The organism is Sphingobium sp. B7D2B (assembly GCF_025961895.1).
Classification (GTDB): Bacteria; Pseudomonadota; Alphaproteobacteria; order Sphingomonadales; family Sphingomonadaceae; genus Sphingobium.
Genome location: NZ_JAOQOM010000001.1, coordinates 1,972,885 through 1,999,059, shown reverse-complemented (window position 1 = coordinate 1,999,059; position 26,175 = coordinate 1,972,885). Strand labels below are relative to the sequence as shown.

Below are 26,175 nucleotides of genomic sequence, written 5' to 3'. Positions count from 1 at the left end.
CGGCAACTCAGACGTCGGTCTTGGTCTTGTCGTAGTGACCCAGGCCCGGCTTGAAGGTCTTGTCGTCGAGGAACTGCTTCATCGCGACATGGCGGCCATCCGACTTGTCGAACCAGTTGAGGCCTTCCTGCAGGCGGATCAGATAATCCTCCGCATTGTCGTAGGTCATTTCCTTCACCCGGCGGACGGCGTCCTTGGTGTACTTCACCGTCGCCCAGTTCTTGGCGATCAGCGTCTCGGCGACCTGCTTCACGCGGGCCTTGAGCTGGTCGACCGGCATCGACTCGTTGACGAGATTGTAACGGGCCGCTTCCTGGCCCGAAAGGTTCTCGCCCATCATGGCGTGATACATGGCGACGCGCATCGGCATCAGGTCCACCGCCACCTTGGTGGCGCCACCGCCGGGGAGAATGCCCCAGTTGACTTCCGATAGGCCGAACTGCGCTTCGTCAGCGGCAAAAGCGAGATCGCAGGCGAACAGCGGGCCATAAGCGCCGCCGAAGCACCAGCCATGCACCATGGCGATGGTCGGCTTCTGGAACCAGCGCAGACGCTCCCACCAGGTATAGGCTTCACGCTGTGCCTTGCGCGTGCCGGCTAGGCCCTGCGCCTCGGTCTCGCGGAAATATTCCTTGAGGTCCATGCCGGCGCACCAGGCGGGGCCTTCGCCACCCAGAACCACAACGCCGACATCGTCCCGGAATTCGAGATCCGTCAGAACCTTGAGCATCTGGCGGTTCAACTTGGGGCTCTGCGCGTTCCGCTTGGCAGGACGGTTATAATAGACCCATGCGATATTATTCTCGATCTCGACCCGAACGGTATCCTCTTCCCGCTCGACGGACGTATTTTCCTCAGCCATTTGATTTCCCTTCAAGGCAATTTATGCTATGCGCCATAGCATTATCGACCATGGCTCACAAGGGGCTGGCGACTGGTTTTCATCCGGGGGCATGATGGCAAGGGACCAGAGGCAGGGACGCGACAAGGCGCTGGATTCACCGGCTGAACCCCCGGTCGCGACCATGCTCGCGAGCCCGCTCGACGGGACGCTCGGCTATCGGCTGCGCCGCGCTTCCATGGCGATGATGGGCGATGTCATCGCCGCACTGCGCGCCATTGACCTGAGTGTCGGCGAGGCCTCCTTGCTGATTCTCGTCGGCCATAATCCGGGTTGCCGGCAGAGCGATGTCGGGCGGGCGCTGGCGATCAAGCGCGCCAACCTGACGCCACTCATCGGCCGGCTCAAAGCTCGCGATCTCATCAGCGATGCGCCCATTGACGGGCGATCCCTGAGCCTGACGCTCACGCCGCAGGGGGAAGCCCTGCAGCGCGAAGCGATGAAGCGGGTGAAGGCGAGCAATCGCAAGTTCCAAAAACGCCTGACCATCGAGGAAAAGGCGCTGCTCGCCGCGCTGGAAGCGTTGGGCTGAGCGGGGCTACGGCCCCTCCCCTCCCGGGCATCAACCTATCGCGGCTTCGCCCTTCACCGTCACCGGAATGCGCAGATAGCGCACGCCATTGGCCTCCGCCTTCGGGAAGCGCCCAGCGCGGATGTTGACTTGGATCGAGGGCAGCAACAGGCGCGGCGCGGACAATCCGGCGTCCCGCTTGGTGCGCATCGCCACAAAGTCCTCCTCGCTGACATCATCGCGCACATGCACGCTGTTTTTCCGCTGCTGGCCGACGGTGCTCTCCCAGCGATAATCATCCCGCCCCGGCGCCTTGTAATCATGGCACATGAACAGGCGGGTCTCGTCAGGCAGGCTCAGCAAGCGGCGGATCGAGCGGTAGAGGGTGCGCGCATCGCCGCCGGGGAAGTCGGCCCGCGCGGTGCCATAATCCGGCATGAACAGCGTATCACCCACGAAAACTGCATCGCCGATCCGGTAGGCGATGTCCGCCGGGGTGTGACCCGGAAGATGAAGCACCTCGACCTCCAGCGATCCGATCGAGAACCGCTCGCCATCGGCGAACAGGCAATCGAAATCCGAGCCGTTGGTCTGCAAATCGTCCAGCGCGAAGACCGGGCGGAAGATCTTTTGAACGTCCCGGATGTGCTCGCCAATGCCGATCTTCGCGCCCGTCTTCGCTTTGAAGAAGGGCGCGGCGGAAAGATGATCGGCATGGGCATGGGTTTCCAGCACCATGGCAATCGACCAGTTCTGCGCCTGGGCGCGGGCAAGAATGCGCTCGGCTGAGCCGGTGTCGACCTCGCCACTGGCCGGATCGAAATCCAGCACCGGATCGATCACCGCCGCGATGTGCGTCTGCGGATCGACCACCAGATAGCTCACAGTGTTGGTGGGCTGGTCAAAAAATGCCTCAATGATGGGTTGGGTCATAAGGGCCTCCGTTCGATGCTTGACAATATAGAAGTATCCTCTACATTAGCAATATCTAATTTAGAGGATACTCATGTTAAAAGCTGCCATGGATCTCGACACGTTCGAGGCGCGCGCCGGAGAGGTTGCGCAGGTGCTGAAGGAGTTGAGCAACGGGCGTCGCCTGATGCTGCTGTGCAAGCTCGTGGAACATGGCGAGCGCACGGTGGGCGATCTGGCGGACGATGTCGGCCTCTCTCAATCGGCCCTCTCGCAACATCTCGCCCGGCTCCGCGAGGAAGGCCTCGTGACCTCCCGCCGCGAGAGCCAGACCATCTGGTACAGGATTGCCGATCTCCGGATCCAGACCCTGCTTGCCACGCTTTATCAACTCTATTGCACAGGGGACTGACCCCATGACGATCCAGACACTTTCCCCCGCCGACGCCAAGCGCCTCATTGAGGGTGGCGCCACGCTCATCGATATCCGCGCGGCGGACGAACATGCCCGCGAGCGCATTCCCGGTGCCGTCAACGTGCCGTTGGAGCGCATCGACACGGTCGACGCGGGCAATAATGCCATCGTGTTTCACTGCCGCTCGGGCATGCGGACACAGGCCAATGCCGACCAGCTGGCCGCGGCGAGCGATGCCCCTTGCTTCATTTTGGAAGGCGGCATCGACGCGTGGCGGAAGGCCGGGCTGGATGTGCACATTGACAGCGGGCAACCGCTGGAGATCATGCGGCAGGTGCAACTGACCGCCGGCGGGCTGGTGCTCATCGGCGTGCTGCTCGGCTTCCTCGTCGCGCCGGGGTTCTTCGGCCTTTCCGCCTTTGTCGGCGCGGGCTTGATGTTCGCGGGGGCGACAGGCTGGTGCGGCATGGCGACGCTGCTCCAGCGCATGCCCTGGAACCGTCGCAAGGCGGCCTGACCACATGACGATCGCGCAGATCCTCCTCGCGCTGCTCTCGGGCGGTCTCATCGGCATTGTACTCGGGCTAGTGGGCGGCGGCGGATCGATCCTTGCCGTGCCGCTGCTCGTCTATGTCGTCGGTGTTGGATCAACGCATGCCGCGATTGCGACGGCAGCCGTAGCGGTTGCGGCCAATGCGGCGACAGGGCTTGCGGGGCATGCGCGGGCCGGGCGAGTCAAATGGCCCTGCGCGCTGGTGTTCGCGGCGTCGGGCGTCGTGGCGGCAGCGCTGGGGGCGGAGATCGGCAAGGCGGTGGACGGCCGGCGGCTGCTCGCGCTGTTCGGCCTGCTGATGATCGGCGTCGGTATCGCGATGCTGCGCAGGCGCAAGGGCGCTGACGATCCCGACGTCCGTCTCACCCGCCAGTCTGCCGGGCGGCTGCTGCCGCGGCTGATCCCCATGGGCGCCGGCGTGGGTCTGGCGGCGGGGTTCTTCGGGATTGGTGGCGGGTTTCTGATCGTCCCGGCGCTCATCGCGGCGACGGCGATGCCCTTCGCCACGGCCGTGGGCACCTCGCTGGTGGTGGTGACCGCGTTGGGACTGACCACGGCGACATCCTATGCGCTGTCCGGCTATGTCGACTGGCCGCTGACCGGGCTGCTGATCGCCGGCGGTGCCGCGGGATCGGTACTGGGAATGCGCGCGGGGACGGCGCTTGCTGCGCACAAGAAGCTGCTCGAACGCAGCTTTGCGATGCTGGTGATCGGCGTCGGCGGCTATGTGGTCTGGACCGCCTTCTAACCCCATCCGTCGGCGCTGGCCGTGCGGGTCATCATGCTTGCGATGGGGAGAAATGGCGCGCCCGGAACGATTCGAACGTCCGACCCTCAGATTCGTAGTCTGATGCTCTATCCAGCTGAGCTACGGGCGCTTGCCAATCTCACGGTGCCGGTTGGCCGCCGTGGGAGAGGCGCAGATAGTCGGGGGCGCCGTCCGTGGCAACCCCCTTTTTTGCATTCTTTTTGTCCTTTCAACCGCGCGCGGCGAGTGCCGCCTGTGCGGCCGCCAGACGGGCGATCGGCACGCGGTAGGGCGAGGCGCTGACATAATCCAGCCCGGCCTTCTCGCAGAAGGCGATCGAGGCCGGATCGCCGCCATGTTCGCCGCAAATGCCGAGCTTGATGGCCGGGCGCGTCGCCCTGCCCCGATCCACGGCGATCTCAATCAGCTCACCCACGCCCTCGACATCGAGGCTCACGAACGGATCGCGCGCGAAGATGCCCTTGTCGACATATTGGGTGAGGAACCGCCCGGCGTCATCCCGGCTGATGCCGATGGTCGTCTGCGTCAGATCGTTGGTGCCGAAGGAGAAGAACTCGCCGGCCTCGGCAATCTCGCCGGCCTTGAGCGCGGCGCGCGGCAGTTCAATCATGGTGCCGACCAGATACTCGACCGAGGCACCGCGCTCGGCGAACACGGCCTTGGCGGTCTTGTCGACGATGTCCTTCATCAGCTCCAGCTCGCGCTTGGTGGCGACGAGGGGAATCATGACCTCGGGGATCGGCGCGTCACCGCTGGCCTTGGCGACATCCAGCGCCGCCTCGAAGATGGCGCGGGCCTGCATCTCGTAGATCTCGGGATAGGTGACGCCCAGACGACAGCCGCGATGGCCGAGCATCGGGTTGAACTCGTGCAGTTCAGCCGCGCGACGCTTGAGCAGATCGACGCTCACCCCGGCAGCCTCGGCCACATCGGCGAAATCGACATCCTCATGCGGCAGGAACTCGTGCAGCGGCGGATCGAGCAGGCGAATTGTGACCGGCAGGCCGGCCATCTCGGTGAAGATCTCCGTGAAGTCGGCGCGCTGCTCGGGGAGCAGCTTGGCCAGCGCCTCGCGACGGCCTGCCTCGGTCTCGGCGAGGATCATCTGGCGCACGGCGGTGATCCGCGCGGCATCGAAGAACATATGCTCGGTGCGGCACAGGCCCACGCCCTCCGCGCCGAACTCGCGCGCGGTGCGGCAATCGAGCGGCGTCTCGGCATTGGCGCGCACCTTGAGGCGGCGGACCTGATCGGCCCATTCCATCAGCGTGCCGAAATCGCCGGCCAGCTCGGGCTGCACGGTCGGCACTTCGCCGGCCATCACTTCGCCGGTCGCGCCGTCGATGGTGATGATCTCGCGCTCCTTGAGCAGACGGTCGCCGATCCGCATCAGCTTGCCGGCGGTGTCGATGGAGATGCTGCCTGCGCCGGACACACAAGGCCGCCCCATGCCGCGCGCCACCACGGCGGCGTGGCTGGTCATGCCACCGCGCGCGGTGAGGATGCCCTTGGCGGCGTGCATGCCGTGAATGTCCTCGGGGCTGGTCTCGATGCGCACGAGGATCACCGCCTCTCCCAGCTCATTGAGCCGCTCGGCGGTCTCGGCATCGAACACCACCTGACCGGAGGCCGCGCCCGGCGAAGCCGGCAGGCCCTTGGTCAGCACATCGCGCGGCGCCTGCGGATCAAGCGTCGGGTGCAGCAGCTGGTCGAGCGCGGCGGCATCGACGCGCGCCACGGCTTCCTCATTGCTGATCAGGCCTTCATGGGCCATGTCCACCGCGATCTTGAGCGCGGCCTTGGCGGTGCGCTTGCCCGATCGGGTCTGCAGCATCCACAGCTTGCCCTGCTGCACGGTGAACTCGATATCCTGCATGTCGCGATAATGCGTCTCGAGGATCTGGAAGACCTTGGCCAGCTCGGCATAGGTCTCCGGCATGGATTCCTCCATGCTGAGCGGCTTGGCCCCGGCCCGCTCGCGCGCGGCCTTGGTCAGATATTGCGGCGTGCGGATGCCGGCAACGACATCCTCACCCTGCGCATTGATGAGATACTCGCCATAATAAGCGTTCTCACCGGTCGCGGGATCGCGCGTGAAGGCGACGCCGGTCGCGGACGTCTCGCCCATATTGCCGAACACCATGGCCTGCACGTTGACCGCCGTGCCCCAGTCGCCCGGAATATTGTTGAGGCGGCGATAGACCTTGGCGCGGTCGGCCTGCCAACTGCCGAACACGGCGCCGACGGCACCCCAGAGCTGCTCATGCACATCCTGCGGGAACGGCTTGCCCCAGAGCTGCTGCACCAAAGTCTTGTACTCGGCGACCAGCGCCTGCCAGTCCTCGGCGCTCAACTCGGTATCCAGGAAGGCGCCCTTGTCTTCCTTGGCGATCTCCAGCGCTTCCTCGAACTTGCCGTGATCGAGGCCGAGCACGACATCCGAATACATCTGGATGAAGCGGCGATAGCTGTCCCACGCGAAGCGCGCATCGCCGGAGACGGTGGCGAGGCCTGCGACGGTCTCATCGTTGAGGCCGAGGTTGAGCACCGTATCCATCATGCCCGGCATGGAGACGCGGGCGCCGGAGCGGACGGAGACGAGCAGCGGATCGGCCGCGTCGCCAAAGCGCTTGCCGGTCACGCCCTCGATATGCGCGATGCCGCCGGCGACTTCCGCATTCAGGCTCTCGGGATAGGTCTCGCCATCCTCATAATAGCGCGTGCACATCTCGGTGGTGATGGTGAAGCCCGGCGGCACCGGCAGGCCGATTGCGGCCATGCCATCCAGATTGGCGCCCTTGCCGCCAAGCAGGTTCTTGTCACCCTTGCCGCCATCATCGACGCCACCACCGAAACGGTACACATATTTCGTCATTCAGACACTCCACCTGCATTGGAATGCGCGCGCAAGCAGCCGTTATGATCTCGCCGCCGACGCGCGATTATTGCTCGCGAACCTAACCTTCGATTTTCGAGAAGTCGGCGACTTTGTGCACCGCAGCGCGAATACGGGTCAACAGACTTAACCGTGATTGGCGCTTGACCGGGTCCGCATCGTTCACCGTCACCGTCTCGAAGAACGCATCGATCGGCGCGCGAAGCGTGGCCAGCGCGGCCATGGCGCTCTCGAAATCCTCCGCCTCGATCGCGGCCTGCGCGCGCGGCTCGGCCTCGTCGAGCGCGCTCACCAGTGCCGCCTCGGCGGGCTCCAGCGCGTAACCGGGCTCAGCCGCGAACTGTGCCTCATGCGCGCGCATGGCGTCGGCCATTTCCGGATCGGTCAGCGCTTCGCCGGGGTCTTCCTCGCCAAGCTGACTCTGCGGCTTCCCGCCCTCGGGCTGCTCCTTCTTGAGGATATTGGCCGCGCGCTTGTAGCCGGCGAGGAGATTCTTGCCGTCCTCGGTGCTGACGAAGGATTGCAGCGCATGGACGCGGGCGAGCAGGCGAACGAGATCATCCTCGCCGCCGAGTGCGAACACGGCGTCGATGAGATCGTGGCGGACGCCCGCTTCGCGCTGCTGGACTTTGAGGCGGTCGGCGAAGAAGTCGAGCAGCTGGCGGATTGCCGAATGGTGTTTTTTCAACAGGGCCTTGTGTTCATCAGAGAGATCGCGGCCTGCTAGAGCTTGCTGATACAACTGAAGTTCTGGAGCGTCCCCGATGACGTCAGCCAAGCCGAAATAGACGCCCGCACCAATTTCCTCCGCATAGTTGGTCCAACCACGGTTGAAATGAAGCCGGGAGGCTTCGAGCAGCAGGCTGGAAAGCCTTACATGAACATTATTGCTGATAATCAGCTGAATGACAGCGATGGCTGCACGCCGGAGCGCATATGGATCTTTTGATCCGGTAGGAGGCATGTCTTCAGCAAAGAAGCCCACCAAGGTGTCAAGCTTATCCGCGAGCGACACCGCCACCGTCACCGGCGCAGTCGGAACCTCATCCCCCTGCCCGACCGGCTTGTAATGATCGCGGATGGCATCGGCCACCGCATCCGGCAGACCTTCCGCGCGGGCGTAATAGCCGCCCATCAGGCCCTGTAGCTCGGGGAATTCGCCGACCATTTCGGTGACGAGATCGGCCTTGCACAGGCGGGCGGCCTGTTCGGCGAGGTCGGCCAGTAGCGCTTTGCTGTGTTCCTGCGAAGGCAGGAGCCCCTGGCCAGCTTGGGGGACATCGCCCTGGGTTCCTGCCTTCGCAGGAACACCGGGTTGGTTATCGGCGCGGACAATGCCTTCTTCCACCAGCCAGCGGGCGAGCTTCGCGACGCGCTCGACCTTGTCGGCGACGGTGCCCAGCTTCTCGTGGAAGGTGATGCGCGAGAGCTTGCGCGCATGGTCTTCCAGCTTCGTCTTCTTGTCCTGCTCCCAGAAGAAGCGGGCATCGGAGAGACGCGCGGCGAGCACCTTGCCATTGCCTTCGACAATCGCCGTGCCGCCATCGCTGGCCTCGATGTTCGCCGTGCAGATGAAGGCATTGGCGAGCTTGCCATCTCGATCCCGCAGCACGAAATATTTCTGGTTGATGCGCAGCGTGAGCTGGATGACCTCGGGCGGCACCTCCAGAAACGCGGCATCGAAGCGGCCGAGCAGCGGCACCGGCCATTCTGTCAGCCCGGCATTCTCGGCGACGAGGCCGGCATCGGGGATCAGCTCCAGACCGGCCTGCGTTGCCAGTTCGTTGGCGCGCCGGTCGATGATCGCCTTGCGCTCCTCCTGATCGACGATGACATAGGCCGCGCGCAGTTGATCGGCATAGGTCGCGGCGCTCTCGATGGTGATCTCGCCGCTCGAATGGAAGCGGTGGCCGCGCGTCGTCCGCCCGGTCGCAATCCCCTCGATGGCGAAGTCCACCACATCATTGCCGAGCAGCGCGATGATGCCCTGCAGCGGACGCACCCAGCGTAGGCTCTCGGTGGAGAGGCTGGCATCGCCCCAGCGCATCGACTTGGGCCAGGGGAAGGCGCGCACCACCTGCGGGATCGCCTCGGCCAGCACATCGGCCGTCGCGCGGCCAGGCTTCTCGACCGTGGCGAACCACACACCATCGCGATCCTCAAGCTGGTCCTGCGTCAGGCCGGTCTTGCGGAGGAAGCCCTCCAGCGCCTGCGGCGGCGCCGAGGTGCGCGGGCCTTTGAATTCCTCGCTGACGGCCTGCGTCGAAAGCGGCAGAGCGCGCGCGATCAGAGCAAGACGGCGCGGCGTCACATGGACGGTCAGGCCCTCGGGCTTGAGACCAGCCTGTGCCAGTGCGTCGCTGAACAGCCGGGCGAAATCCTCGCTGGCCTTGGCCTGCATGCGCGCCGGGATTTCCTCGCAGCGCAGCTCGAGAAGGAAGTCAGCGCTCATTGATGCTCTCCGTTCGTGGCGGGCGAAGTCGAGACACGCGCGCGCAGCTCTAAACGGTTCTCGACTTCAGCCGAAGGCTGAAGTTTATCCTGAGCGCCCGCCCTGCGGGCAGTCGAAGGGCTCGAACCGAACGGAGTTGTGGATTGCTTCATCATTCCGCCCACCCGTTATGCGTCATCCAGGCCTCACAGCTTCCCTTGGCGAGATCGCGCACGCGGCCCATGTAGCTGGCGCGCTCCTGCACGCTGATCACGCCGCGCGCCTGCAGCAGGTTGAAGACATGGCTCGCCTCGATGGCCTGCTCATAGGCCGCGAGCGGCACGCCGGCCGCGATGCTCGCCTTGCACTCTTCCTCGCAATCCTTGAACCAGCGGAACAGCTTGTCCGTATCCGCCACCTCGAAGTTCCACTTGGAGAGCTGGCGCTCATTTTCGAGGAACACGTCGCCATAAGTAACGGCGGGCCGATCCCCCACCGCCTCGTTGAACACAAGGTCGTACACGCTGTCGACGCCCTGGATATACATGGCGAGGCGCTCAAGCCCGTAGGTGAGCTCGCCCGCCACCGGCTTGCAGTCGAAGCCGCCCATCTGCTGGAAATAGGTGAACTGCGTCACCTCCATGCCATCGCACCAGACTTCCCAGCCCAGGCCCCAGGCACCGAGCGTCGGGCTCTCCCAATCATCCTCGACGAAGCGGATGTCGTGCAGCAGCGGATCGATGCCGATGGCCTTGAGCGAGCCAAGATACAGATCCTGCAGATCCGGCGGGCTCGGCTTCATGATGACCTGATACTGGTAATAATGCTGCAGCCGGTTGGGGTTCTCGCCATAACGGCCGTCCGTCGGCCGGCGCGAGGGCTGCACATAGGCGCAGTTCCACGGGTTCGGCCCAAGGCTGCGCAGCGTGGTCGCAGGGTGGAAGGTGCCCGCCCCGACCCGCATGTCGAAAGGCTGGAGGATCACGCACCCCTGCGCTGCCCAATAGTCATGCAGCGTCAGGATGAGTTGCTGAAAGCTCAGCGGTTTGGAGGCCTTATCCTGCATGGTTCAACCGTTTCACGTCTAAGCTTGAGCGGCTGTGCGCCGCCTGTCTGAACGGGCGCGCTTTGGCCCATGGGACTAACGCGGTCAAGCCGCGCGGTGGCGCCGGGCCGGGCGGGGTTGCGTCCGCGCGTCAACTTGCCCAATGCAGGCGGTGATTTGAGGAGCGCGTGCATGAACTGGAAAACATTGATCCTCGGTTGGGCGCTGCTGCTGCCCCCGGCCCTCACCGGCCCCGCGCTCGCCCAGCAACCCAAGGCGCCGGCCACACCGGCCGCCGCTGCGGAGGCGCCAACCGTTCACGCGCGCCCCGCCCTGTGGGTGGTGCGGGACAGGGACACGACGATCTACCTCTTCGGCACCATCCATCTGCTCAAGCCGGGCATCAGCTGGTTCGAGGGACCGGTGCGCAAGGCGTTCGACAAGGCGGATACCGTCGTGCTGGAGGTCACCGATCAGGATCAGGGCGCCACGCGGGAGGCAATCATGCAGCGCGCGGTGGCGCCGGGCCTGCCGCTCTCCAACAAGCTCGATGAGGCGACGCGCACCGCTTATTTCGCCGCGCTGGAGAAATATGGCGTCTCGACCCTGCTGTTCGACCATGTGAAGCCCTGGTTCGCGGCCACGACCCTGACCGTGCTGCCGCTGGATGCCCTCGGCTATTCGCCGGAAAGCGGCGTCGACAAGGCGGTGAAGGCTGCGGCGATCAGCGCGGGCAAGGCTTTAGTGGGGCTGGAGACCTCCAGCGAGCAGATCGGCTTTTTCGACCAGATGCCCGAGGGCGTGCAACTGACGCTGCTCAAGGAGACGCTGGCGGAGCTGCCGACGCTCGCCGAAACCATCGACGGCATGGTCGCCGCGTGGAGCGCTGGCGACGAAGAGCGGCTCGCGGCGCTGATGAACGAGACGACTGAGAGCAGCGAAGAAATCGAGCGCATCCTGCTCACCGACCGCAATGCCCGCTGGGCCGATTGGATTGCCGCTCGGATGAAGCAGCCCGGCACGGTCTTCATGGCGGTGGGCGCGGGGCATCTGGCGGGAGACAAGAGCGTGCAGGCGATGCTCGAAAAGCACGGCTTGTCGGCCAAGCGGGTGAAATGGCCGCGGTGATGGACGGGGTAGCATAAGGGCTGATCGATGAATGGGCCGCACCCAGCATTGAACAAGCGCCGCCTTGCGCCGCTGCTGCTGCTCGCGCTGGCCTCGCTGGCGACCCTTCTGTGGCTGGGCTGGCGGATCGGCGCGCCGACACAGCCCGATCCTGCGACCGTCACGGCGCGCCCGGCACTGTGGCAGGCCAGCAAGGGCGAGGCGCGGCTCTGGCTGTTCGGCACCATCCATGCCGTGCCGCGCGGCGAGGCCTGGCTCTCGCCGGCCATCGCCAAGGCGGCGGACGAGAGCGACCGCTTGTATCTGGAGGTCACGGGCCTCGAAGGCGAGCGCAAGAGCCGGGCGGTGTTCGAGCGGCTGGGGCGGCGCGCCGGCCTGCCGCCCATCGCCGCGCGCCTCTCGCCTGAGGATGCCGAGCGCTATCGGGCGCTGCAGGCGAACCACGGCGCGGCGCTCGATCAGCTGGACAGCTATGAGAGCTGGGCCGCCGCGCTGCTCCTCAACGCTGCGGCCGCCTCCGGCCTCTCGCTCACCGCCGCGGAGGCGGGCGAAGCAGTGCTGGAGCAGCGCTTCAACAAGGCCTCCCGGCCGGTTCTGGGGCTGGAGACCATCGACCAGCAGCTGGGCCTGTTCGACAGGATGCCGGAGAGCGAGCAACGAGTGCTACTCAGCCAGTCCCTTACCGATGCGGCGCAGGCCCCTGCCCTCTACCGCAGCCTGTTCACCGCCTGGGCGAGCGGCGACGTGGCCCGGCTGGAGCGCGAATTCATCGCCCCATTCGCCCGCGCGCCGGCTCTGCGCGCAAGACTGATTGATGGGCGCAATGAGCGCTGGGCGCGGCATCTCGATGCGGCCTTGACGGCCCAACCCGGCACCGCTTTCGTCGCGGTCGGCGCCGGGCATCTGGTCGGCGATGCCAGCCTGCAGGCCCGCCTTGCCGCGCGCGGATGGCGGATCGACCGGGTGCAGTGAACGCGCGTTCGGTCGCTTCGCTTGCTTTCCCTGCAATTTGCCGCTAAGCGCCCCGGCTTCCGTCATGGTCATCCCTGGAGGCGTGGCGGAGATTCTAGCACTAAGCTTCTGGAGACACGCACATGAGCGATACGCTTACGCTGTCGGCCGAGGCACGCGATCGGGCAGGCAAGGGAGCCTCCCGCGCTCTCCGCCGTGAGGGCCGCGTTCCCGCCGTCATTTATGGCAATAATGAAGAGCCGCAGTCGATTCACGTTGAGGAAAAGCTTCTCAACAAGCTGCTTGGCACTGGCCATTTCTTCAATTCGGTCGTCATGGTCGAAGTGGGCGGCAAGAAGGTCCGCACGCTCCCCAAGGACGTGGCGTTCCATCCGGTGACGGATCGTCCGCTCCATGCCGACTTCCTGCGTGTTTCCGAACACGCCCAGGTGCATGTGAATGTGCCCGTGGTGTTCGAGAACGAAGAGGCCGCTCCCGGTCTCAAGCGCGGTGGCGTGCTCAACGTCGTCCGTCACGAGCTGGAAATGATCGTGGATGCCGCCGAGATTCCGGACAGCATCACGGTTGACCTCACCGGCTTCGACGTCGGCGATTCGATCCACATCAGCGCGGTGAAGCTGCCCAAGGGCGCCGAGCCGGCGATCACCGATCGCGATTTCACCATTGCCACCATCGTTGCTCCGTCCGCGCTCAAGTCGAGCGAAGGCGACACGACGAAGGACGGCGAAGAGGCCGGCGAGGCGTAAGCCTCTCCGCGCGGGGGGAGCGCATCTGTGCAACTCTGGGTTGGCCTCGGCAATCCCGGATCGCAATATGCGCTCCACCGCCACAATGTCGGCTTCATGGCGCTGGACGTCATCGCCGCGGACTACGGCTTTTCGCCGTGGAAGAAGCAGTTTCAGGGCCTCGTTTCCGAAGGCCGCATCGGCCCACACAAGCTGCTGCTGCTCAAACCCCAGACATTCATGAACCAGAGCGGACGCGCCATTCGTGCCGCCTGCGATTTCTACAAGCTCGGTGTCGAGGACGTGACCGTCTTCCACGACGAGCTCGATCTTGCGCCGATGAAGATGAAGGTGAAGCGCGGCGGCGGCACCGCCGGTCATAATGGCCTGCGCTCCACCGACGCGCATCTGGGCAAGGACTTTCGCCGCGTGCGCATCGGCATCGGCCATCCCGGCGACAAGGACCGCGTGACCGGCCATGTGCTCGGCAATTATGCCAAGATCGAGATCGATCCGCTGGCCGACTTGCTCGGCGCCATGTCCCGCGAGGCGGAATGGCTGGCGGCGGGCGACGATGTGCGCTTCATGAACGAGGTCGCGCGCCGCCTGCAGGACTGATAGCTGGCGCGGGCGCCATTACCGGCTGCCGCCATTCTGCGCCTGCGCGGCGCGATAGGCAGCGAGACGGGCACGCCAAGACGCCAGCGTCTGTTGCGGCACGTCCGGCCGGGCCATGGCCGGTTTTCCCGCCCGCAGCCGCGCCCGATCGGCCTCGGGCGGATCGACCCGGCGCACCCGCACCTGCACCGTGCCCTGCTGCCTGATCCCGAGCAGTTCTGCCGCCCCTTGCGACAGGTCGATGATCCGGTTGCGGGCGAACGGCCCGCGATCGTTGACGCGCACCAGGATCGTCCGGCCCGTGTCCAGCGCCGTCACCTCGACATAGCTGGGCAGCGGCAAGGTGGTGTGCGCGGCGGAAATGCCGTGCTTTACAAAGCGCTCGCCATTGGCGGTCTGATTGCCGGACTCGCCGCCGTACCAGCTCGCATCGCCCAACATGTCCAGCGTGCGATCATCGGTGGGCGTGTAGGTGACGCCGCGCACCACATAAGGCGGGCCAAGGCGCACCGGCGTATCGCTGACCGGACGGAACTTGGTGCTGCCGGCGCACCCGGCGAGGGCCGGCACGACAAGCAAAGCGAGCCAGAAAGAGCGCCCCGGCAAGGCCCGCGGCATGGAAGAGCGGATCGCAAGCATCGCCTTACCCCTAACCCACTGCGCTGCCACGGTGAAGAGATGAGTCGCCTGCTAGGGTGCGGGCACAAGCTGGCTGCTTTCGGCAGTGTCGGCTATCCTGCATTGTCGTAGCGATGCAGATATTCCGGACACGACAACTTTGTCGCCGTAACGGTGTGCAAGCTCGCCTCTCTGCAAGGCCCACCAAGCAAGAGCTGTAGGTACGCCATACAACACGCCAAGGTCTACCCACGCGAGTTCGCCGAGACGGTAAAATCCGAGGAAGATGAGCTGGTCGATAGCGTAAAACGTGAGCTTGCCTGCTACAGCACCCCAAATGACAGCGACTATACAGAGCCACCAACTTCCCGCTTTATAAGAAAAGAGCCAAGTGGCCGGTAAACCAAAAATGAGCAAACCTAATGCCACGAAAGGTACAGCGAAAAGCCCGTAGCCGAAGAGGATAACTGGGATTGCCCACAATTCAGAGAAAGAAATCAAGGCGGGCTGGAGCAGCAATAAGACTAGCGATTGCAAAGACATCCCCGCAAAAGCACCGACCAAAACACTCAATCCGAAGGCTCTGGCCGTCAAGCGTCGTTTGTCCGTCATCAAGCGAACATTCCGCTGACGACCTCTATCGTCAAGTCGATTGTCTCCTTACTAGGCCAAACTCACTGTTCGCCAATCCGTCGTCAGTGCTCCAAAGCGACCATGGCTGTCATCCGAACTTTGACTCGCAAAGCGGAGTGTCCGGACACGACGAGTTGCAGTCATTCAAGTTTGTCGGCAGATTAACAGCGTACTTGCCTAGAAAGCCTACAATGGAAAGTCGGTGCCAAACTTGCCAACGATTACTCGGCGTCGACGCTGATCCGTTGTCGGCGAATTGTGGGGGCGATTGCTGGGGCTGTGTGGGCGCGCTCGAAGCAGACGGCTGGCAACCTTCCGCAGAAAAGGTCGCAATAGAAATAGCGACCGGCTTACGGAAACTGGACGGCTCACCAAAGCCCCCTGGTTTGATCAATGGCAACTAACCACACCAAATTCTCTGTTCGCTCATCTGCTGTACGCGATCTAAAACGGTCATGGGGCTATTATCACCCCCATTTTTTGCGAAAGCCGCAAGTCCGGCCACAAACGACACCGTAGACGTTGGCGCGCCTACGGAACTCCTTGTCCAGTGTAAGGAAGATGGCTCCAGACCGCCCGGACACCTTCATCGCAATGCCCTTCTTTGCTGCAATGGAGCTGCGCATCCATTAGGGAGCGAACCTGATCAATTGTGTCGCAGGGGGCTCCCATTTCGGTCTCAAGGACGACCGCTGGTTCGGGGTTCTCTAGCGCGCCGATCATTTTCAATTGCTCCGCAAGAGCGTTTGGGCTCAAGCGCTTACCGTTAAGATATGTTGCTCCGTTATGATCCACAGCGATCGACATCTCAAGGGTGCCCGGCCCAAGGTGCGGGTGGGGTTGCCCCCACGATGCCAGTGGCGGCGTGCACGCTCGCGCTTGCTCTTTGGGTTGCGAACAGGCGGATAGCAGCAATAGGATGAGGATGTGGACACGCATGGCTGATGCTTGCACGTCTCACATCCGCTTTCCACGCCAAATCAGCTGTGCAGACCTCCCTGAACGTTTTCTCAAACCGGACGTCACCTCCACCTGAATTGCCCGTGCCGCTCGGTCCTTCGTCATTCCCGCATGCGCGGGAATGACGAAGTTTTGTAGCTCCGAGCTTTGTGCCTCCCTTTCAGCCCCATCCCTCACCTCACCTAAGTCACAGAACTGACTTGCAGTCTTCATCCCCGTGCCATCGCCTCGCAATCATCATGTCATGCGCCTCTGCGATCAGGCCACGCCTGAGCGGCGAATGCACCTTCCGCGAGCCGTGGCGGAACCAAATCAGGGGAAATCATGTCACATCTTACCGACGAAGCCCGCGCGCCCTACCGGACCGCGATGTCTGACGAGGCCAATCCCAACAGTCTGGAAGGCATTGTCGAGGCCAATCCCTCGCGCCGCACGATCATCAAGAACGGGCTGTTCGGCCTGTCGATCTTCCCGGTCGCGGCGATGCTCTCGGCCTGCGGGGAGGACAAGGACGGGATGGTGACCATTCCCAATCCCACGCCGACACCCACGCCGACGCCGACCCCAACGCCCACCCCGGCGGTCAGCTACGCCATCGAGTTCACCTCCGTCGCCGCCAACCAGGATGACAAGGTGACGGTGCCGGCGGGCTATGACGTGAAGGTCCTGCTGAAGGCGGGCGACGCGATCGAGGCCGGCGTGAGCGGCTATGCCGGCAGCTTCCCGACGCCTGCCACGGCCGAGAAATGGGCCGGCGGCAACCATGATGGCATGGAATATTTCGAGCTGTCGGGCGTCGATCCCAACAAGGGTGGCCTGCTGGCGATTAACTTTGAATATCCCGATTTCAACATTCTGATGAACGGCAATTACGATGCCGCTACCGCCACCGCCGACCAGAAGGCGCTCGCCCTCTCGGCTGTGGGCATCGGGGTGGTGGAAGTCGCCAAGGGCAGCGATGGCAACTGGGCGGTGAAGGCCGGCTCGCAATATAACAAGCGCTATACCGGCAACTCCAATTACCGCGCGGGTGGGCCGGCCGCCGGGCTGCTCTCCGGCACGATCAAGGGCATGCTCAACAATTGTTCGAGCGGCCGCACGCCGTGGGGCACCTACCTCACCTGCGAGGAAACGACGGACAATTATCTCGACCCCACGCGCCCCGAGCGGGACTATGGCTGGGTGGTCGAGATCGACCCGTTGCAGGAGCTGGCTCCGGCGACCAAGCGGACTGCCATGGGTCGGTTCAGCCATGAGAATGTCGCGCACCTCACCAACAGCGATCGCCGCGTGGCTTTCTACATGGGCGACGATTCGACGCCGGGCTGCATCTACAAGTTCGTGCCGGATCAGGCCTACAGCACCACCAACCGGGCGGCGAACAGCAACCTGCTCGACTATGGCACGCTGTATGTCGCCAAGTTCAACGCCGATGGTTCCGGCGAATGGAAGGCGCTGGTGCAGGGTCAGAATGGCCTCGTCGCCAATGCGTCCGATCCCGGCGATGTCAGTCAGTTCACGACGGCCCCTGCGCCGACACCGGTGAGCTTCAACAGCCAGGCCGACGTGCTGATCAACTGCGCCTCGGCCGCGCGCGTTGCTGGTGGCACCGTGATGGATCGGCCGGAGTGGATCACGGTCTCGCCCGATGGCAAGGCGATCTTCGTGACGCTGACCAACAACAGCGGCCGCAAGGTGACGGATGCGGCGAACCCGCGCGTCACCAACCGCCACGGCCATATCCTTAAGTTCCGCGAGAGTGGCGATTCTCCGCTGGCTACCGGCTTCACCTGGGAACTGTTCCTGCTGGCCGGCGACCCCGGTTATGCCGCCGGCGGCACCAATCTGGTCGGCAATATCAATGGCGACACCTTCTCCAGCCCGGATGGCATCCGCATCGATCCGCAGGGCCGCCTGTGGGTGCAGACCGACCATAGCGTGCCGGGCACATCGGGCGCGAGCGGCGTCACCATCGAGCAGGTCGTGGGCCACAATGCGATGTTCTACATCGACCAGACGAGCAAGAAGAGCAAACGCTTCCTCGTCGGCCCGACGGGCTGCGAGATTACCGGCCTTGCCTATACGCCGGATCTCAAGACCTTCTTCGTGAACATCCAGCACCCGACCGGCAACTGGCCGATCGCGGGGGAGCAGCCCCGCTCCTCGACCGTCGTCATCACCCGGACGGACGGCAAGCCCGTCGGCGCCTGACCGGTTCACGATCCGACAATGCACGACCGCCGCGCCCACCCCGGCGCGGCGGTTTCTTGTTGGGCGCTTCGGTCGAGACGGCTGGCCATGGCAGCGACAGGGCGCTAAGGGGCCACATCACGTGCTTCCAGATCGAACGGACAGATTTCCATGGGTTTCAAATGCGGGATCGTCGGCCTGCCCAATGTCGGCAAGTCGACTCTCTTCAATGCGCTGACCGAGACGCAGGCCGCGCAGGCTGCCAATTATCCCTTCTGCACCATCGAGCCGAATGTCGGCCAGGTGTCGGTGCCGGATGTGCGGCTTGACAAGCTCGCGGCCATTGCCGGCAGCCAGAAGATCATCCCGACCCAGCTGGCCTTTGTGGATATCGCGGGGCTGGTGCGCGGGGCCTCCAAGGGCGAGGGCCTGGGCAACCAGTTCCTCGGCAACATCCGCGAAGTGGACGCCATCGTGCATGTGCTGCGCTGCTTCGAGAATGACGACATCCAGCATGTCGACAATCGCGTCGATCCCATTGCCGATGCCGAGACGGTCGAGACCGAGCTGATGCTCTCCGACCTTGAAAGCCTCGAAAAGCGCGTTCCGGCCTTCTCCAAAAAGGCGACCGGCGGCGACAAGGAAGCCAAGATTGCCGCCGCCGTGCTCGGCCGCGCGCTCGATCTGCTGCGCGAGGGCAAGCCCGCGCGGCTCGTCGAGATCAATGACGAGGAGGAAGCGCGCATCTTCCAGCAGGCGCAGCTGCTGACCTCCAAGCCCGTGCTCTATGTGTGCAATGTCGAGGAAGAGAGCGCAGCGGAAGGCAATGCCTTCAGCGCCCGCGTGTTCGAGAAGGCCAAGGCCGAGGGCGCGCAGGCCGTGGTGGTCTCCGCCGCGATCGAGGCCGATCTGGTGACGATGCCGATCGAGGATCGCGCCGAGTTTCTGGAAGCAATGGGCCTCGAGGAAGCCGGCCTCGCGCGCGTGATCCGTGCCGGCTACGATCTGCTGCACCTCATCACCTTCTTCACCGTCGGTCCCAAGGAAGCGCGTGCCTGGACGGTCCATCGCGGCGCCAGCGCACCGGAAGCAGCGGGCGAAATCCACAGCGATTTCCAGAAGGGCTTCATCCGCGCCGAAACCGTTGCCTTCGACGATTTCATCTCGCTTGGCGGCGAGGCGAAGGCGCGCGAGGCCGGCAAGCTGCGCGCCGAGGGCAAGGCCTATGTGGTGCAGGACGGCGACGTGATGCACTTCCTTCACAGCTAGATCGGTGCGATAACCTCGCCATCATGTCGTTCCCCCGCCGACTCCTCTGCGCGCTGCTGACGCTGCTGCTGGCCTTGCCGGCGATGCAGGCCAGCGCATGCGCGCCGGGGAGCGAGGGGACGGGCGTCGCGCACCATGCGAGCGCCGAGATTGCCGGGCTGCATGGCGATCACGCTGCCCATAGCGGCCATGCGCCGTCTGTGCCGGATGGCTCCAAACCGGCGGTGGCGCATCATGATTGCATCGGCTGCGTCGCGCCGATCGACAGTCGGGCCTATCGGCCGGTCGATCGACTGTCCTTGCTGCCCGGCAAGGCGAACTGGTCCCCCAACCCTGCCCGCCTGACCGACTGGCTGGGCTCGCCCGATACCCCTCCTCCCCGACAGGTCCTCTGAACGCTTTTCCCAAACAGCTTCAGACAGGACTTTTATATCATGAGTTTTCGATTGAACGTGGCTGCGAGCCTGCTCGCGGCGGCCTCGCCCGTTGCCCTCTTCGCGCAGGCGCCGATGGCCGGGCATGACCATGCCGGACACCAGAGCGCCAGCCCGCTGACACCGCCCGCCGAAAATGCCGGCGAGACGATGGACCATTCGACCATGGATCATGGCGCGATGGTTCATGCCGGCATGAACCACTCTGGCATGGATCATTCTGGGATGGACCACGCCCGCCACAATGCCGAAGCGCTCGCCTCGGCGCCGAACCACGTCCACCCCTCCGACACCGCCCAACCTTATGTCGATGGCTCCGGCACGGCGCGGCTCCCGGCCGCACAAGCCCCGATGCGCGGCCTTCATGCGATGAGCGGCGACTGGATGTTGATGGCGCACGGCAACATCCAGCTCAACTACACCGATCACAAGGGGCCGCGCGGCGACGATCTGGTCTACGCCACCTCGATTCTGATGCTGGCGGCGGAGCGGGAACTGGGCGGTGCGCGGCTTACGCTCCGCTCGATGCTCAGCCTTGAGCCTACCATGTCAGCGCGGGGCTACCCCAATCTCTTTGCCACGGGCGAGACGGCGGGCGGCGCGGCGCTGGTCGACCGCCAGCATCCGCACGATCTGTTCATGGAGCTGGCCGCGCGGGTGGACGTGGACATCGCGCCCGGCACAAGCGTCTTCCTCTATGGCGGACCGGTCGGCGAGCCGGCGCTGGGGCCATCGGCCTTCATGCACCGGGCGAGCGCGCACTATAATCCCGAGCCGCCGATCACGCACCACTGGTTCGATTCCACCCATATCACTTATGGCGTGGTGACTGCGGGCGTCTCCTCACCGCAATGGCAGCTCGAAGGCTCGGCGTTCCGGGGGCGTGAGCCGGATGAGGAGCGCTGGGGGATCGAGACGCCCAAGCTCGATAGCTGGTCGGTGCGGCTGAGCTGGACGCCGACGACCAACTGGGCCGCGCAGGTCAGCCATGGCTTCCTCAAAAATCCCGAGACGCTGCATGGCGACCAGAACGAGCATCGCACCACGGCGAGCGTCCATTATGCAGACGGCGCCCTCTCGGCCACTGCGGCGTTCTCCGCCAAGAACCGCGACCCCGGCGATACGCTGACCGCCTGGCTCGGCGAGATCAATTACGATCTGACGCCGCGACACAGCCTGTTCGGCCGGGTCGAGAATGTCGCCAATGATGAGCTGATCCCCGATCATGACGATCCGCTCCACGACGTGCCGTTCCGCATCACCAAGATGCAGGCTGGCTATGCGTGGAACACCCCGATCGGTGACGGCCCGGTCCACCTTGCGCTTGGCGGTAGCGTCAATCTCTACGCCAAGCCGGCGGCGCTGGATGCGGTCTATGGGGATAATCCCTGGGGCTACACGCTGTTCGCGCGGCTTTCCTTGGGGCGCTGACAGCCTCCCCTCCTCCTCCTGCTAGGAGGAGGCGGGGGTGGTCGCGATGAGCGAGCATCGCACAGTCAGTGATGAGCCGCGAGGTTGCTGCGCCACCCCAACCCCTTCTCTGAGCCGCAGGCGAGCGAAGCTCAACAGGAGGGGCTAAAAGTAGCCCTTCACGCGTGGCCGATCCAGCCCCGCCATGTGAAGGCGGCGTAGAACAGCGCCACGTCCGCAAAGCCGCCGGCTCTCAAGATTGCTTCGTCTTCGTCAGGCGAGAGGCAGTGGAGGCTGGCGGCGACGGCGGCGCGGGCCTTGGCGGTGTCCGCCGGCTCCGCGCCCATCGCCTTGGGGTAAGCGGCATAGCGGTCCAGCCAGACATTGCGGGTCTCGGCATCCTGCGGGAAGCTGCTATGGGCCGCGACGAAGGGCGCGCCTGCGCGCAGGCGGCGGTGGATCTGCTGCACGGTGCGCGCCCGCTCGGTGGGATCGAGAAAATGAAGGGTCAGGAGGCAGACTGCCGCATCGAATGGCCCGTCCGGCGCGTCATCGATCAGGCCCTTCACAAGTTCGACGCGCTCCATCAGCGGACCGAGCTGCCGTTCAGCCAGTTTCAGCATTTCGCCGGCCGGGTCCACGCCCACGAAGCGCCAATTTGGTTGTGCCTCCGCGAGCGCCTTCAATTCCATGCCGCCGCCCGCGCCGAGCACGAGCACCCTAGCCTCCGATGGGGCGCGCTCGGCAAGCAGCAGTCCGGTCATCCGGTGCAGCGCATCCAGCCCCGGCACGAAGCGGCGCGGGCCGTCCCAGTAGCGCGCCGTGGCCGCCGGATCGTCGAAGGCCTTGATGAACATGTCCGGGTCCACTGTCTCGTCCGGTGCGGTGTCGTGCGTGGTCATGGATGTTCGGTCCTGTGTTGGGCGCCGTAATCGGACGGCAAGATACGGTGGAAGCCGGCGCTGAGACTGGCGAGCGTTACGGTGGCGTAGGAGTCGAGCAGCAGCGTCTCGGCCTGCCGCAGCGGTGCATCGAGCCCAGCGTTGACCGCCCGCTCGACCGCGCAGCCGGGATTGTCGCTGCGATTGCCGATGGCGAAGAGCGGCGGCGCCCCGATGGCCCGATAAATATCGAGCAGTGTGACCACCGCCGGATCGCAGGCGATGGACCAGCCCCCGCCATGGCCCTTTTCCGAGCGCACATAACCGGCGTCCCGCAAGCCAGCCATGACCCGGCGGATCACCACCGGATTGGTCTGCATGATCCTGGCCAGCATCTCTGATGTAACCGGGCGCTGCTGCTCCGCCATGTGGAGGAGGACGTGGAGGACGCCGGATAATTTGCTGCTGTTGCGACTCATGCAACATATCATGTTACATATTCGCCCTCTATTCAAGCCGTATGAGCGCAGCTTGCCCTTCTTGCCCTCGCCGCTTAGGCAAACGGCCATCCGATCCTTGAACCGAAGGCACAGACATGGACTATTATTGGGAAGACCTGGAGCTCGGCCTCACCGAGCATTTCGGCCCGTTCGAAGTGGATCGCGATGAAGTGATCGCCTTTGCCGAGCGCTATGATCCGCAGCCCTTCCACCTCGATGAAGAAGCGGCCGCAAAGACCCATTTCGGTCGCCTCGCGGCGAGCGGCTGGCAGACCTGCGCGATGATGATGGGCGCGATGGTGCGGGCGCGACAGAATAGCGGCGGGTGGCAGGCCAATGCGCTGGGCGCGATGGGTCTGGACGAACTGCGCTGGCGCCGGCCGGTTTTCCCCGGAGACGTGCTGCGCGGATCGAGCGAACTGGTCGAGAAGCTGGAATCGCGCAGCCGGCCGGAGACGGGCATCCTCAAATGGCGCACCCGCCTGCTCAATCAGGACGATCAGGAAGTGCTCAGCCTCGTCTCCGTCGTGCTCCATCGTCGCCGCCCGCAGGCCTGATGCGACAAATGCTGCACAAGATGTATTGATCTCTCAACATCCTTGCTGCACCCTGTGCGCGTCGGCCATGGGGGCGGCAAGGAGAGGATCATGAAGGATGACAAGGCTGTGCCGGTAGCGCTCGCACCATCGCGGCGCACGTTCATCGCCGGCGCAGCAGCGCTCGGCATTGGCAGCACCAGCGCGCTTGCAAGGGCCGCAACGCAGGAGGGCACCGTGCCGTCGCAGCCCTGGTTCGAGGCGTATCTGGCCGCGTTCAACCGCGCCGACGAAGCGGTGTTCAGCGCTTATTATGCCGATGACGTGCAGTTCTTCGGCCAGGCCGCGCAGGTAACCGGCCGACAGGCGGTGATCGATTTCTATCGCGGTGTGCGCAAGCATCTGCACGAGAAGGTCGATCTGCTGACCTATGTGGGCGATCCCTCCGGCGCGCATATCCTCGCGGTGCTCCGCACGACGCTGGTCGCGCACACCGACTGGCCGGACATGCCGACCGGCGCGCTCAAGGCGGGCGACACGCGCTCAAGCGTCAACTTCGTCATGTACGACATCAAGGATGGCCGGTTCACGCGGGTCCGCTCGGCCCGGTTCAGTCCGCAGAAGGGGCGCAGCGCATGACACAGGAAGATCGCTTCCGGGCCTATATCGCCTCGTTCAACGCGCAGGACTGGCCCGCACTGGTAAAGAATTACGCGCCTGATGTGCATCTGGTCATCGGCAATGGCACGGAGCTGATCGGGCACGATGCCATCGTCGCCTTCTACAAGAAGGTGAACCAGCAGACGCGGCGCATCATTCAGGTTCGCAATGTCTTCACCGATGGCAAGCGGCTGGTCGCCGAGCTGGAATCGGAGTTTCTTGCCACGGTCGATGCACCCGATTTCACCTCCGGCCCGCTCAAGAAGGGCGACCGCATCCACATCAACAGTTTCGCGCTGTATGAATATGTGGGCGACGTCTTCACCAACATCCGTTCGGCGGTGTTCCGGCGAGAGTTCATCCCGGCCGGCAAGAGCGAATAAGCAGCGCGAACAAGCCGCGCCGGCTTAATGCCGGCCGAACAGCTTCTCGATGTCGCCATGCGCCAGCTTGATCCAGGTCGGCCGGCCATGGTTGCATTGCCCGCTGTGGGGCGTGACCTCCATCTCGCGAAGCAGCGCGTTCATTTCCGCCACGGAGAGCACCCGCCCTGCCCGCACCGAGCCGTGGCAGGCCATGGTCGCCGCAACAAGATCGAGCCGGGCCTTGAGCGAGGCGGCATCGCCCAGCGCAGCCAGATCATCGGCGAGATCGCGAACGAGGCCGGGCACGTCGCTGGTGCCCAGCAGGGCCGGTGCGGCGCGGACGAGGATCGCCGCCGGGCCGAAGCGCTCGACCTCCAGCCCGAGTTCGGCCAACTCGGCGGCGCGCGCCTCGATCCGGTCGCAGGCCGGCTCATCCAGCTCGACCACTTCCGGCAACAGCAGCGCCTGCCGCGCGACCGCGCCGTCGGCCAAAGCCCGCCGCATCCGCTCCAACACGAGGCGTTCGTGCGCGGCATGCTGATCGACCAGCACCAGCCCATCCTCGGCTTCTGCGACGATGTAAGTCCGCGCCACCTGCCCGCGCGCCACACCCAACGGAAACTCGCGATGCTCGGCCTGTGGCTGCGCAACCGGCGCTTCCGCCCGGCCAGACGGTGTGAAACCGGTGAAACGGGCTTGGCGGTCCGCGAACAGCGGCGCGGCGCCATAAGCACCGCCGGATGACGGCGCCCGCCAAGTTGTGGGAGCCTCGGCTGCCTGCGCTTCTTCGCGCTGCCACAGATCGGCAGCGCTGGCCTCGGGCCGGTTGGCGACGCGCATGCCGGCATCATCGAGCGCGCGGCGCAGGCCGCTGACGATCATCCCGCGCATGAAGGCGGGATCGCGGAAGCGCACTTCGGTCTTGGCGGGGTGTACGTTCACGTCGACGTCCGGCATCGGCACATTGAGGAACAAGGCCAGCACCGGATGCCGGTCCCGCGCAATGAAATCGGCATAGGCGCCACGCACAGCGCCCACCAGCAGGCGGTCGCGCACCGGGCGGCCGTTGACGAAGAGATATTGATGATCGGCCGAGCCACGATGATAGGTGGGCAGCGAGGCGACGCCGCTGATCGTCACCGCCTCCCGTTCCAGCGAGACAATGACGTGATTGTCGGCCAGCTCGCGATCGATGAGCTGGGCGACGCGATCCTCGCGGGTCTGCCCGCCCGGCAGCGAGAACACCCGGCGTCCGTCATGCTCCAGCACGAAGGCGACATCGTTGCGCGCCATGGCGAGGCGCCGAACGATGTCGAGGCAGGCGGCATATTCAGACCGGGCCGAGCGCAGGAACTTGCGGCGCGCCGGAACGCGCTCGAACAGCCCATCCATCTCCACCCGCGTGCCGGGCGCCATCGCGCAGGGGGCAGCGGTGGCCAGCACGCCATTGTCGCACACCAGGCGCCAGCCATCCGCATCGCGCTGGCGGCTGGCGATGCTGAGGCGCGAGACGCTGCCGATCGAGGGCAGCGCCTCACCCCGAAAACCGAGCGTCCTGACCGCCTCAATGGCCTCGTCCGGCAGCTTGGATGTAGCGTGGCGCTCCAGCGCGAGGGGCAGATCGTCGCGGCTCATGCCATGGCCATCATCGGTGACGCTCAGGCCACCGAGGCCGCCCTGCTGCAGCGAGATCGCAACGGAGCGGGCCTGCGCATCCAGCGCGTTTTCCAGCAACTCCTTGAGCGCGCTCGCAGGGCGCTCGACCACCTCTCCGGCGGCAATTCGATTAACAAGGGACTCGGGGAGGCGGCGTATTGACATTGGATTGCGACTAGACCAAGCG

At 64.7% G+C, this 26,175-nt stretch carries 25 protein-coding genes and 1 tRNA gene; 15 read left to right on the top strand and 11 right to left on the bottom strand.

The window, feature by feature from the left end; translation table 11 throughout:
• Nucleotides 1–7 precede the first annotated feature (7 nt).
• A complete protein-coding gene (locus M2341_RS09135; RefSeq protein ID WP_264570257.1) occupies nucleotides 8–862 on the bottom strand; it encodes a p-hydroxycinnamoyl CoA hydratase/lyase in 855 nt (284 codons plus the stop codon).
• Between the two features lie 28 nt (nucleotides 863–890).
• Here M2341_RS09135 and M2341_RS09130 point away from each other — a divergent pair, with 28 nt between their 5' ends.
• Nucleotides 891–1,433, top strand: a complete 543-nt coding sequence (locus tag M2341_RS09130) for a MarR family winged helix-turn-helix transcriptional regulator (RefSeq protein ID WP_264572786.1) — start codon at nucleotides 891–893, stop codon at nucleotides 1,431–1,433.
• A gap of 30 nt (nucleotides 1,434–1,463) precedes the next feature.
• Here the strand turns inward: M2341_RS09130 and M2341_RS09125 are convergent, their stop codons facing one another.
• Entirely contained in the window at nucleotides 1,464–2,345 is an 882-nt protein-coding gene (locus M2341_RS09125) for an MBL fold metallo-hydrolase (RefSeq protein ID WP_264585018.1), read from the bottom strand.
• Between the two features lie 73 nt (nucleotides 2,346–2,418).
• Here M2341_RS09125 and M2341_RS09120 point away from each other — a divergent pair, with 73 nt between their 5' ends.
• Genes M2341_RS09120 through M2341_RS09110 form a run of 3 tightly spaced genes read left to right on the top strand, consistent with a single transcriptional unit; the run spans nucleotide 2,419 to nucleotide 4,040 of the window.
• On the top strand, nucleotides 2,419–2,736 hold the full coding sequence (locus M2341_RS09120; protein WP_264585017.1) for an ArsR/SmtB family transcription factor: 318 nt from the start codon (nucleotides 2,419–2,421) through the stop codon (nucleotides 2,734–2,736).
• Between the two features lie 4 nt (nucleotides 2,737–2,740).
• Complete coding sequence (locus M2341_RS09115) at nucleotides 2,741–3,256, top strand: rhodanese family protein (RefSeq protein ID WP_264585016.1); 516 nt, start codon at nucleotides 2,741–2,743, stop codon at nucleotides 3,254–3,256.
• A 4-nt stretch (nucleotides 3,257–3,260) separates the two neighbouring features.
• A complete protein-coding gene (locus M2341_RS09110; RefSeq protein WP_264585015.1) occupies nucleotides 3,261–4,040 on the top strand; it encodes a sulfite exporter TauE/SafE family protein in 780 nt (259 codons plus the stop codon).
• A gap of 53 nt (nucleotides 4,041–4,093) precedes the next feature.
• Here the strand turns inward: M2341_RS09110 and M2341_RS09105 are convergent.
• The 4 genes from M2341_RS09105 to M2341_RS09090 form a co-directional block, all read right to left on the bottom strand.
• Nucleotides 4,094–4,170 (bottom strand) — tRNA-Arg (locus M2341_RS09105).
• A gap of 99 nt (nucleotides 4,171–4,269) precedes the next feature.
• On the bottom strand, nucleotides 4,270–6,936 hold the full coding sequence (gene ppdK / locus M2341_RS09100; RefSeq protein WP_264585014.1) for a pyruvate, phosphate dikinase: 2,667 nt from the start codon (nucleotides 6,934–6,936) through the stop codon (nucleotides 4,270–4,272).
• 82 nt (nucleotides 6,937–7,018) lie between these two features.
• On the bottom strand, nucleotides 7,019–9,409 hold the full coding sequence (gene glyS / locus M2341_RS09095; RefSeq protein WP_264585013.1) for a glycine--tRNA ligase subunit beta: 2,391 nt from the start codon (nucleotides 9,407–9,409) through the stop codon (nucleotides 7,019–7,021).
• A gap of 151 nt (nucleotides 9,410–9,560) precedes the next feature.
• Nucleotides 9,561–10,454: a glycine--tRNA ligase subunit alpha gene (locus M2341_RS09090; protein ID WP_264578844.1), complete on the bottom strand. Its 894-nt coding sequence runs from the start codon at nucleotides 10,452–10,454 to the stop codon at nucleotides 9,561–9,563.
• Nucleotides 10,455–10,625: 171 nt separating this feature from the next.
• Between M2341_RS09090 and M2341_RS09085 the strand changes: the two genes are divergently transcribed.
• The 4 genes from M2341_RS09085 (at nucleotide 10,626) to pth (ending at nucleotide 13,876) form a co-directional block, all read left to right on the top strand.
• A complete protein-coding gene (locus M2341_RS09085) occupies nucleotides 10,626–11,561 on the top strand; it encodes a TraB/GumN family protein (protein ID WP_264585012.1) in 936 nt (311 codons plus the stop codon).
• Nucleotides 11,562–11,588: 27 nt separating this feature from the next.
• Nucleotides 11,589–12,533, top strand: coding sequence for a TraB/GumN family protein (locus tag M2341_RS09080; RefSeq protein WP_264585011.1), 945 nt, complete (start codon nucleotides 11,589–11,591; stop codon nucleotides 12,531–12,533).
• A 122-nt stretch (nucleotides 12,534–12,655) separates the two neighbouring features.
• Nucleotides 12,656–13,279, top strand: a complete 624-nt coding sequence (locus M2341_RS09075; protein WP_264570246.1) for a 50S ribosomal protein L25/general stress protein Ctc — start codon at nucleotides 12,656–12,658, stop codon at nucleotides 13,277–13,279.
• Between the two features lie 27 nt (nucleotides 13,280–13,306).
• Nucleotides 13,307–13,876 carry an aminoacyl-tRNA hydrolase gene (gene pth, locus M2341_RS09070; protein ID WP_181559603.1) on the top strand — a complete coding sequence of 190 codons (570 nt, stop codon included), beginning with the start codon at nucleotides 13,307–13,309 and terminating at the stop codon, nucleotides 13,874–13,876.
• Nucleotides 13,877–13,894: 18 nt separating this feature from the next.
• Here the strand turns inward: pth and M2341_RS09065 are convergent, their stop codons facing one another.
• Together M2341_RS09065 and M2341_RS09060 are read right to left on the bottom strand one after the other, a co-directional pair.
• Nucleotides 13,895–14,515 carry a septal ring lytic transglycosylase RlpA family protein gene (locus tag M2341_RS09065; RefSeq protein WP_413715358.1) on the bottom strand — a complete coding sequence of 207 codons (621 nt, stop codon included), beginning with the start codon at nucleotides 14,513–14,515 and terminating at the stop codon, nucleotides 13,895–13,897.
• Nucleotides 14,516–14,566: 51 nt separating this feature from the next.
• Nucleotides 14,567–15,109 carry a hypothetical protein gene (locus tag M2341_RS09060; protein ID WP_264585010.1) on the bottom strand — a complete coding sequence of 181 codons (543 nt, stop codon included), beginning with the start codon at nucleotides 15,107–15,109 and terminating at the stop codon, nucleotides 14,567–14,569.
• A gap of 1,302 nt (nucleotides 15,110–16,411) precedes the next feature.
• Here M2341_RS09060 and M2341_RS09055 point away from each other — a divergent pair.
• From M2341_RS09055 to M2341_RS09040, 4 genes are all read left to right on the top strand, one after another.
• The gene (locus tag M2341_RS09055; RefSeq protein ID WP_264585009.1) at nucleotides 16,412–18,298 is read left to right on the top strand and encodes a PhoX family protein; all 1,887 of its coding nucleotides are present in this window, start codon (nucleotides 16,412–16,414) and stop codon (nucleotides 18,296–18,298) included.
• Between the two features lie 150 nt (nucleotides 18,299–18,448).
• Nucleotides 18,449–19,546, top strand: a complete 1,098-nt coding sequence (ychF, locus tag M2341_RS09050; protein ID WP_264585008.1) for a redox-regulated ATPase YchF — start codon at nucleotides 18,449–18,451, stop codon at nucleotides 19,544–19,546.
• A gap of 23 nt (nucleotides 19,547–19,569) precedes the next feature.
• Nucleotides 19,570–19,941 carry a hypothetical protein gene (locus M2341_RS09045; RefSeq protein WP_264585007.1) on the top strand — a complete coding sequence of 124 codons (372 nt, stop codon included), beginning with the start codon at nucleotides 19,570–19,572 and terminating at the stop codon, nucleotides 19,939–19,941.
• Nucleotides 19,942–19,980: 39 nt separating this feature from the next.
• Nucleotides 19,981–21,411: a hypothetical protein gene (locus tag M2341_RS09040; RefSeq protein WP_264585006.1), complete on the top strand. Its 1,431-nt coding sequence runs from the start codon at nucleotides 19,981–19,983 to the stop codon at nucleotides 21,409–21,411.
• A gap of 158 nt (nucleotides 21,412–21,569) precedes the next feature.
• Here M2341_RS09040 and M2341_RS09035 read toward each other — a convergent pair whose 3' ends face one another.
• Both M2341_RS09035 and M2341_RS09030 read right to left on the bottom strand, forming a co-directional pair.
• Nucleotides 21,570–22,292, bottom strand: coding sequence for a class I SAM-dependent methyltransferase (locus M2341_RS09035; protein WP_264585005.1), 723 nt, complete (start codon nucleotides 22,290–22,292; stop codon nucleotides 21,570–21,572).
• Nucleotides 22,289–22,750 (bottom strand): Rrf2 family transcriptional regulator, encoded by a 462-nt coding sequence (locus M2341_RS09030; RefSeq protein WP_264585004.1) that lies wholly within the window; start codon nucleotides 22,748–22,750, stop codon nucleotides 22,289–22,291. Before M2341_RS09030 ends, M2341_RS09035 begins: the two co-directional genes overlap by 4 nt.
• 116 nt (nucleotides 22,751–22,866) lie before the next feature.
• Here M2341_RS09030 and M2341_RS09025 point away from each other — a divergent pair, with 116 nt between their 5' ends.
• The 3 genes from M2341_RS09025 to M2341_RS09015 all read left to right on the top strand — a co-directional run bounded on the left by M2341_RS09025 (nucleotide 22,867) and on the right by M2341_RS09015 (nucleotide 24,350).
• Nucleotides 22,867–23,328 carry a MaoC family dehydratase gene (locus M2341_RS09025; protein ID WP_264575839.1) on the top strand — a complete coding sequence of 154 codons (462 nt, stop codon included), beginning with the start codon at nucleotides 22,867–22,869 and terminating at the stop codon, nucleotides 23,326–23,328.
• Between the two features lie 90 nt (nucleotides 23,329–23,418).
• Complete coding sequence (locus M2341_RS09020; protein WP_181559596.1) at nucleotides 23,419–23,946, top strand: nuclear transport factor 2 family protein; 528 nt, start codon at nucleotides 23,419–23,421, stop codon at nucleotides 23,944–23,946.
• Nucleotides 23,943–24,350, top strand: a complete 408-nt coding sequence (locus M2341_RS09015) for a nuclear transport factor 2 family protein (protein WP_264570236.1) — start codon at nucleotides 23,943–23,945, stop codon at nucleotides 24,348–24,350. Before M2341_RS09020 ends, M2341_RS09015 begins: the two co-directional genes overlap by 4 nt.
• A gap of 24 nt (nucleotides 24,351–24,374) precedes the next feature.
• Here the strand turns inward: M2341_RS09015 and mutL are convergent, their stop codons facing one another.
• On the bottom strand, nucleotides 24,375–26,153 hold the full coding sequence (mutL, locus tag M2341_RS09010; RefSeq protein WP_264585003.1) for a DNA mismatch repair endonuclease MutL: 1,779 nt from the start codon (nucleotides 26,151–26,153) through the stop codon (nucleotides 24,375–24,377).
• Nucleotides 26,154–26,175 lie beyond the last annotated feature (22 nt).

Excerpts from the sequence above, each read along its gene's own strand:
- M2341_RS09040 (WP_264585006.1), top strand. The coding sequence starts at position 19,981 with ATGAGTTTTCGATTGAACGTGGCTGCGAGCCTGCTCGCGGCGGCCTCG.
- M2341_RS09015 (WP_264570236.1), top strand. The coding sequence starts at position 23,943 with ATGACACAGGAAGATCGCTTCCGGGCCTATATCGCCTCGTTCAACGCG.
- M2341_RS09120 (WP_264585017.1), top strand. The coding sequence starts at position 2,419 with ATGTTAAAAGCTGCCATGGATCTCGACACGTTCGAGGCGCGCGCCGGA.
- M2341_RS09055 (WP_264585009.1), top strand. The coding sequence starts at position 16,412 with ATGTCACATCTTACCGACGAAGCCCGCGCGCCCTACCGGACCGCGATG.
- M2341_RS09115 (WP_264585016.1), top strand. The coding sequence starts at position 2,741 with ATGACGATCCAGACACTTTCCCCCGCCGACGCCAAGCGCCTCATTGAG.
- M2341_RS09135 (WP_264570257.1), bottom strand. The coding sequence starts at position 862 with ATGGCTGAGGAAAATACGTCCGTCGAGCGGGAAGAGGATACCGTTCGG.
- M2341_RS09080 (WP_264585011.1), top strand. The coding sequence starts at position 11,589 with ATGAATGGGCCGCACCCAGCATTGAACAAGCGCCGCCTTGCGCCGCTG.
- M2341_RS09075 (WP_264570246.1), top strand. The coding sequence starts at position 12,656 with ATGAGCGATACGCTTACGCTGTCGGCCGAGGCACGCGATCGGGCAGGC.
- M2341_RS09110 (WP_264585015.1), top strand. The coding sequence starts at position 3,261 with ATGACGATCGCGCAGATCCTCCTCGCGCTGCTCTCGGGCGGTCTCATC.
- M2341_RS09125 (WP_264585018.1), bottom strand. The coding sequence starts at position 2,345 with ATGACCCAACCCATCATTGAGGCATTTTTTGACCAGCCCACCAACACT.
- glyS (WP_264585013.1), bottom strand. The coding sequence starts at position 9,409 with ATGAGCGCTGACTTCCTTCTCGAGCTGCGCTGCGAGGAAATCCCGGCG.
- ychF (WP_264585008.1), top strand. The coding sequence starts at position 18,449 with ATGGGTTTCAAATGCGGGATCGTCGGCCTGCCCAATGTCGGCAAGTCG.
- M2341_RS09025 (WP_264575839.1), top strand. The coding sequence starts at position 22,867 with ATGGACTATTATTGGGAAGACCTGGAGCTCGGCCTCACCGAGCATTTC.
- M2341_RS09035 (WP_264585005.1), bottom strand. The coding sequence starts at position 22,292 with ATGACCACGCACGACACCGCACCGGACGAGACAGTGGACCCGGACATG.
- ppdK (WP_264585014.1), bottom strand. The coding sequence starts at position 6,936 with ATGACGAAATATGTGTACCGTTTCGGTGGTGGCGTCGATGATGGCGGC.
- M2341_RS09085 (WP_264585012.1), top strand. The coding sequence starts at position 10,626 with ATGAACTGGAAAACATTGATCCTCGGTTGGGCGCTGCTGCTGCCCCCG.
- M2341_RS09020 (WP_181559596.1), top strand. The coding sequence starts at position 23,419 with ATGAAGGATGACAAGGCTGTGCCGGTAGCGCTCGCACCATCGCGGCGC.
- M2341_RS09065 (WP_413715358.1), bottom strand. The coding sequence starts at position 14,515 with ATGCTTGCGATCCGCTCTTCCATGCCGCGGGCCTTGCCGGGGCGCTCT.
- M2341_RS09030 (WP_264585004.1), bottom strand. The coding sequence starts at position 22,750 with ATGAGTCGCAACAGCAGCAAATTATCCGGCGTCCTCCACGTCCTCCTC.
- M2341_RS09130 (WP_264572786.1), top strand. The coding sequence starts at position 891 with ATGCGCCATAGCATTATCGACCATGGCTCACAAGGGGCTGGCGACTGG.
- M2341_RS09090 (WP_264578844.1), bottom strand. The coding sequence starts at position 10,454 with ATGCAGGATAAGGCCTCCAAACCGCTGAGCTTTCAGCAACTCATCCTG.
- mutL (WP_264585003.1), bottom strand. The coding sequence starts at position 26,153 with ATGTCAATACGCCGCCTCCCCGAGTCCCTTGTTAATCGAATTGCCGCC.
- M2341_RS09045 (WP_264585007.1), top strand. The coding sequence starts at position 19,570 with ATGTCGTTCCCCCGCCGACTCCTCTGCGCGCTGCTGACGCTGCTGCTG.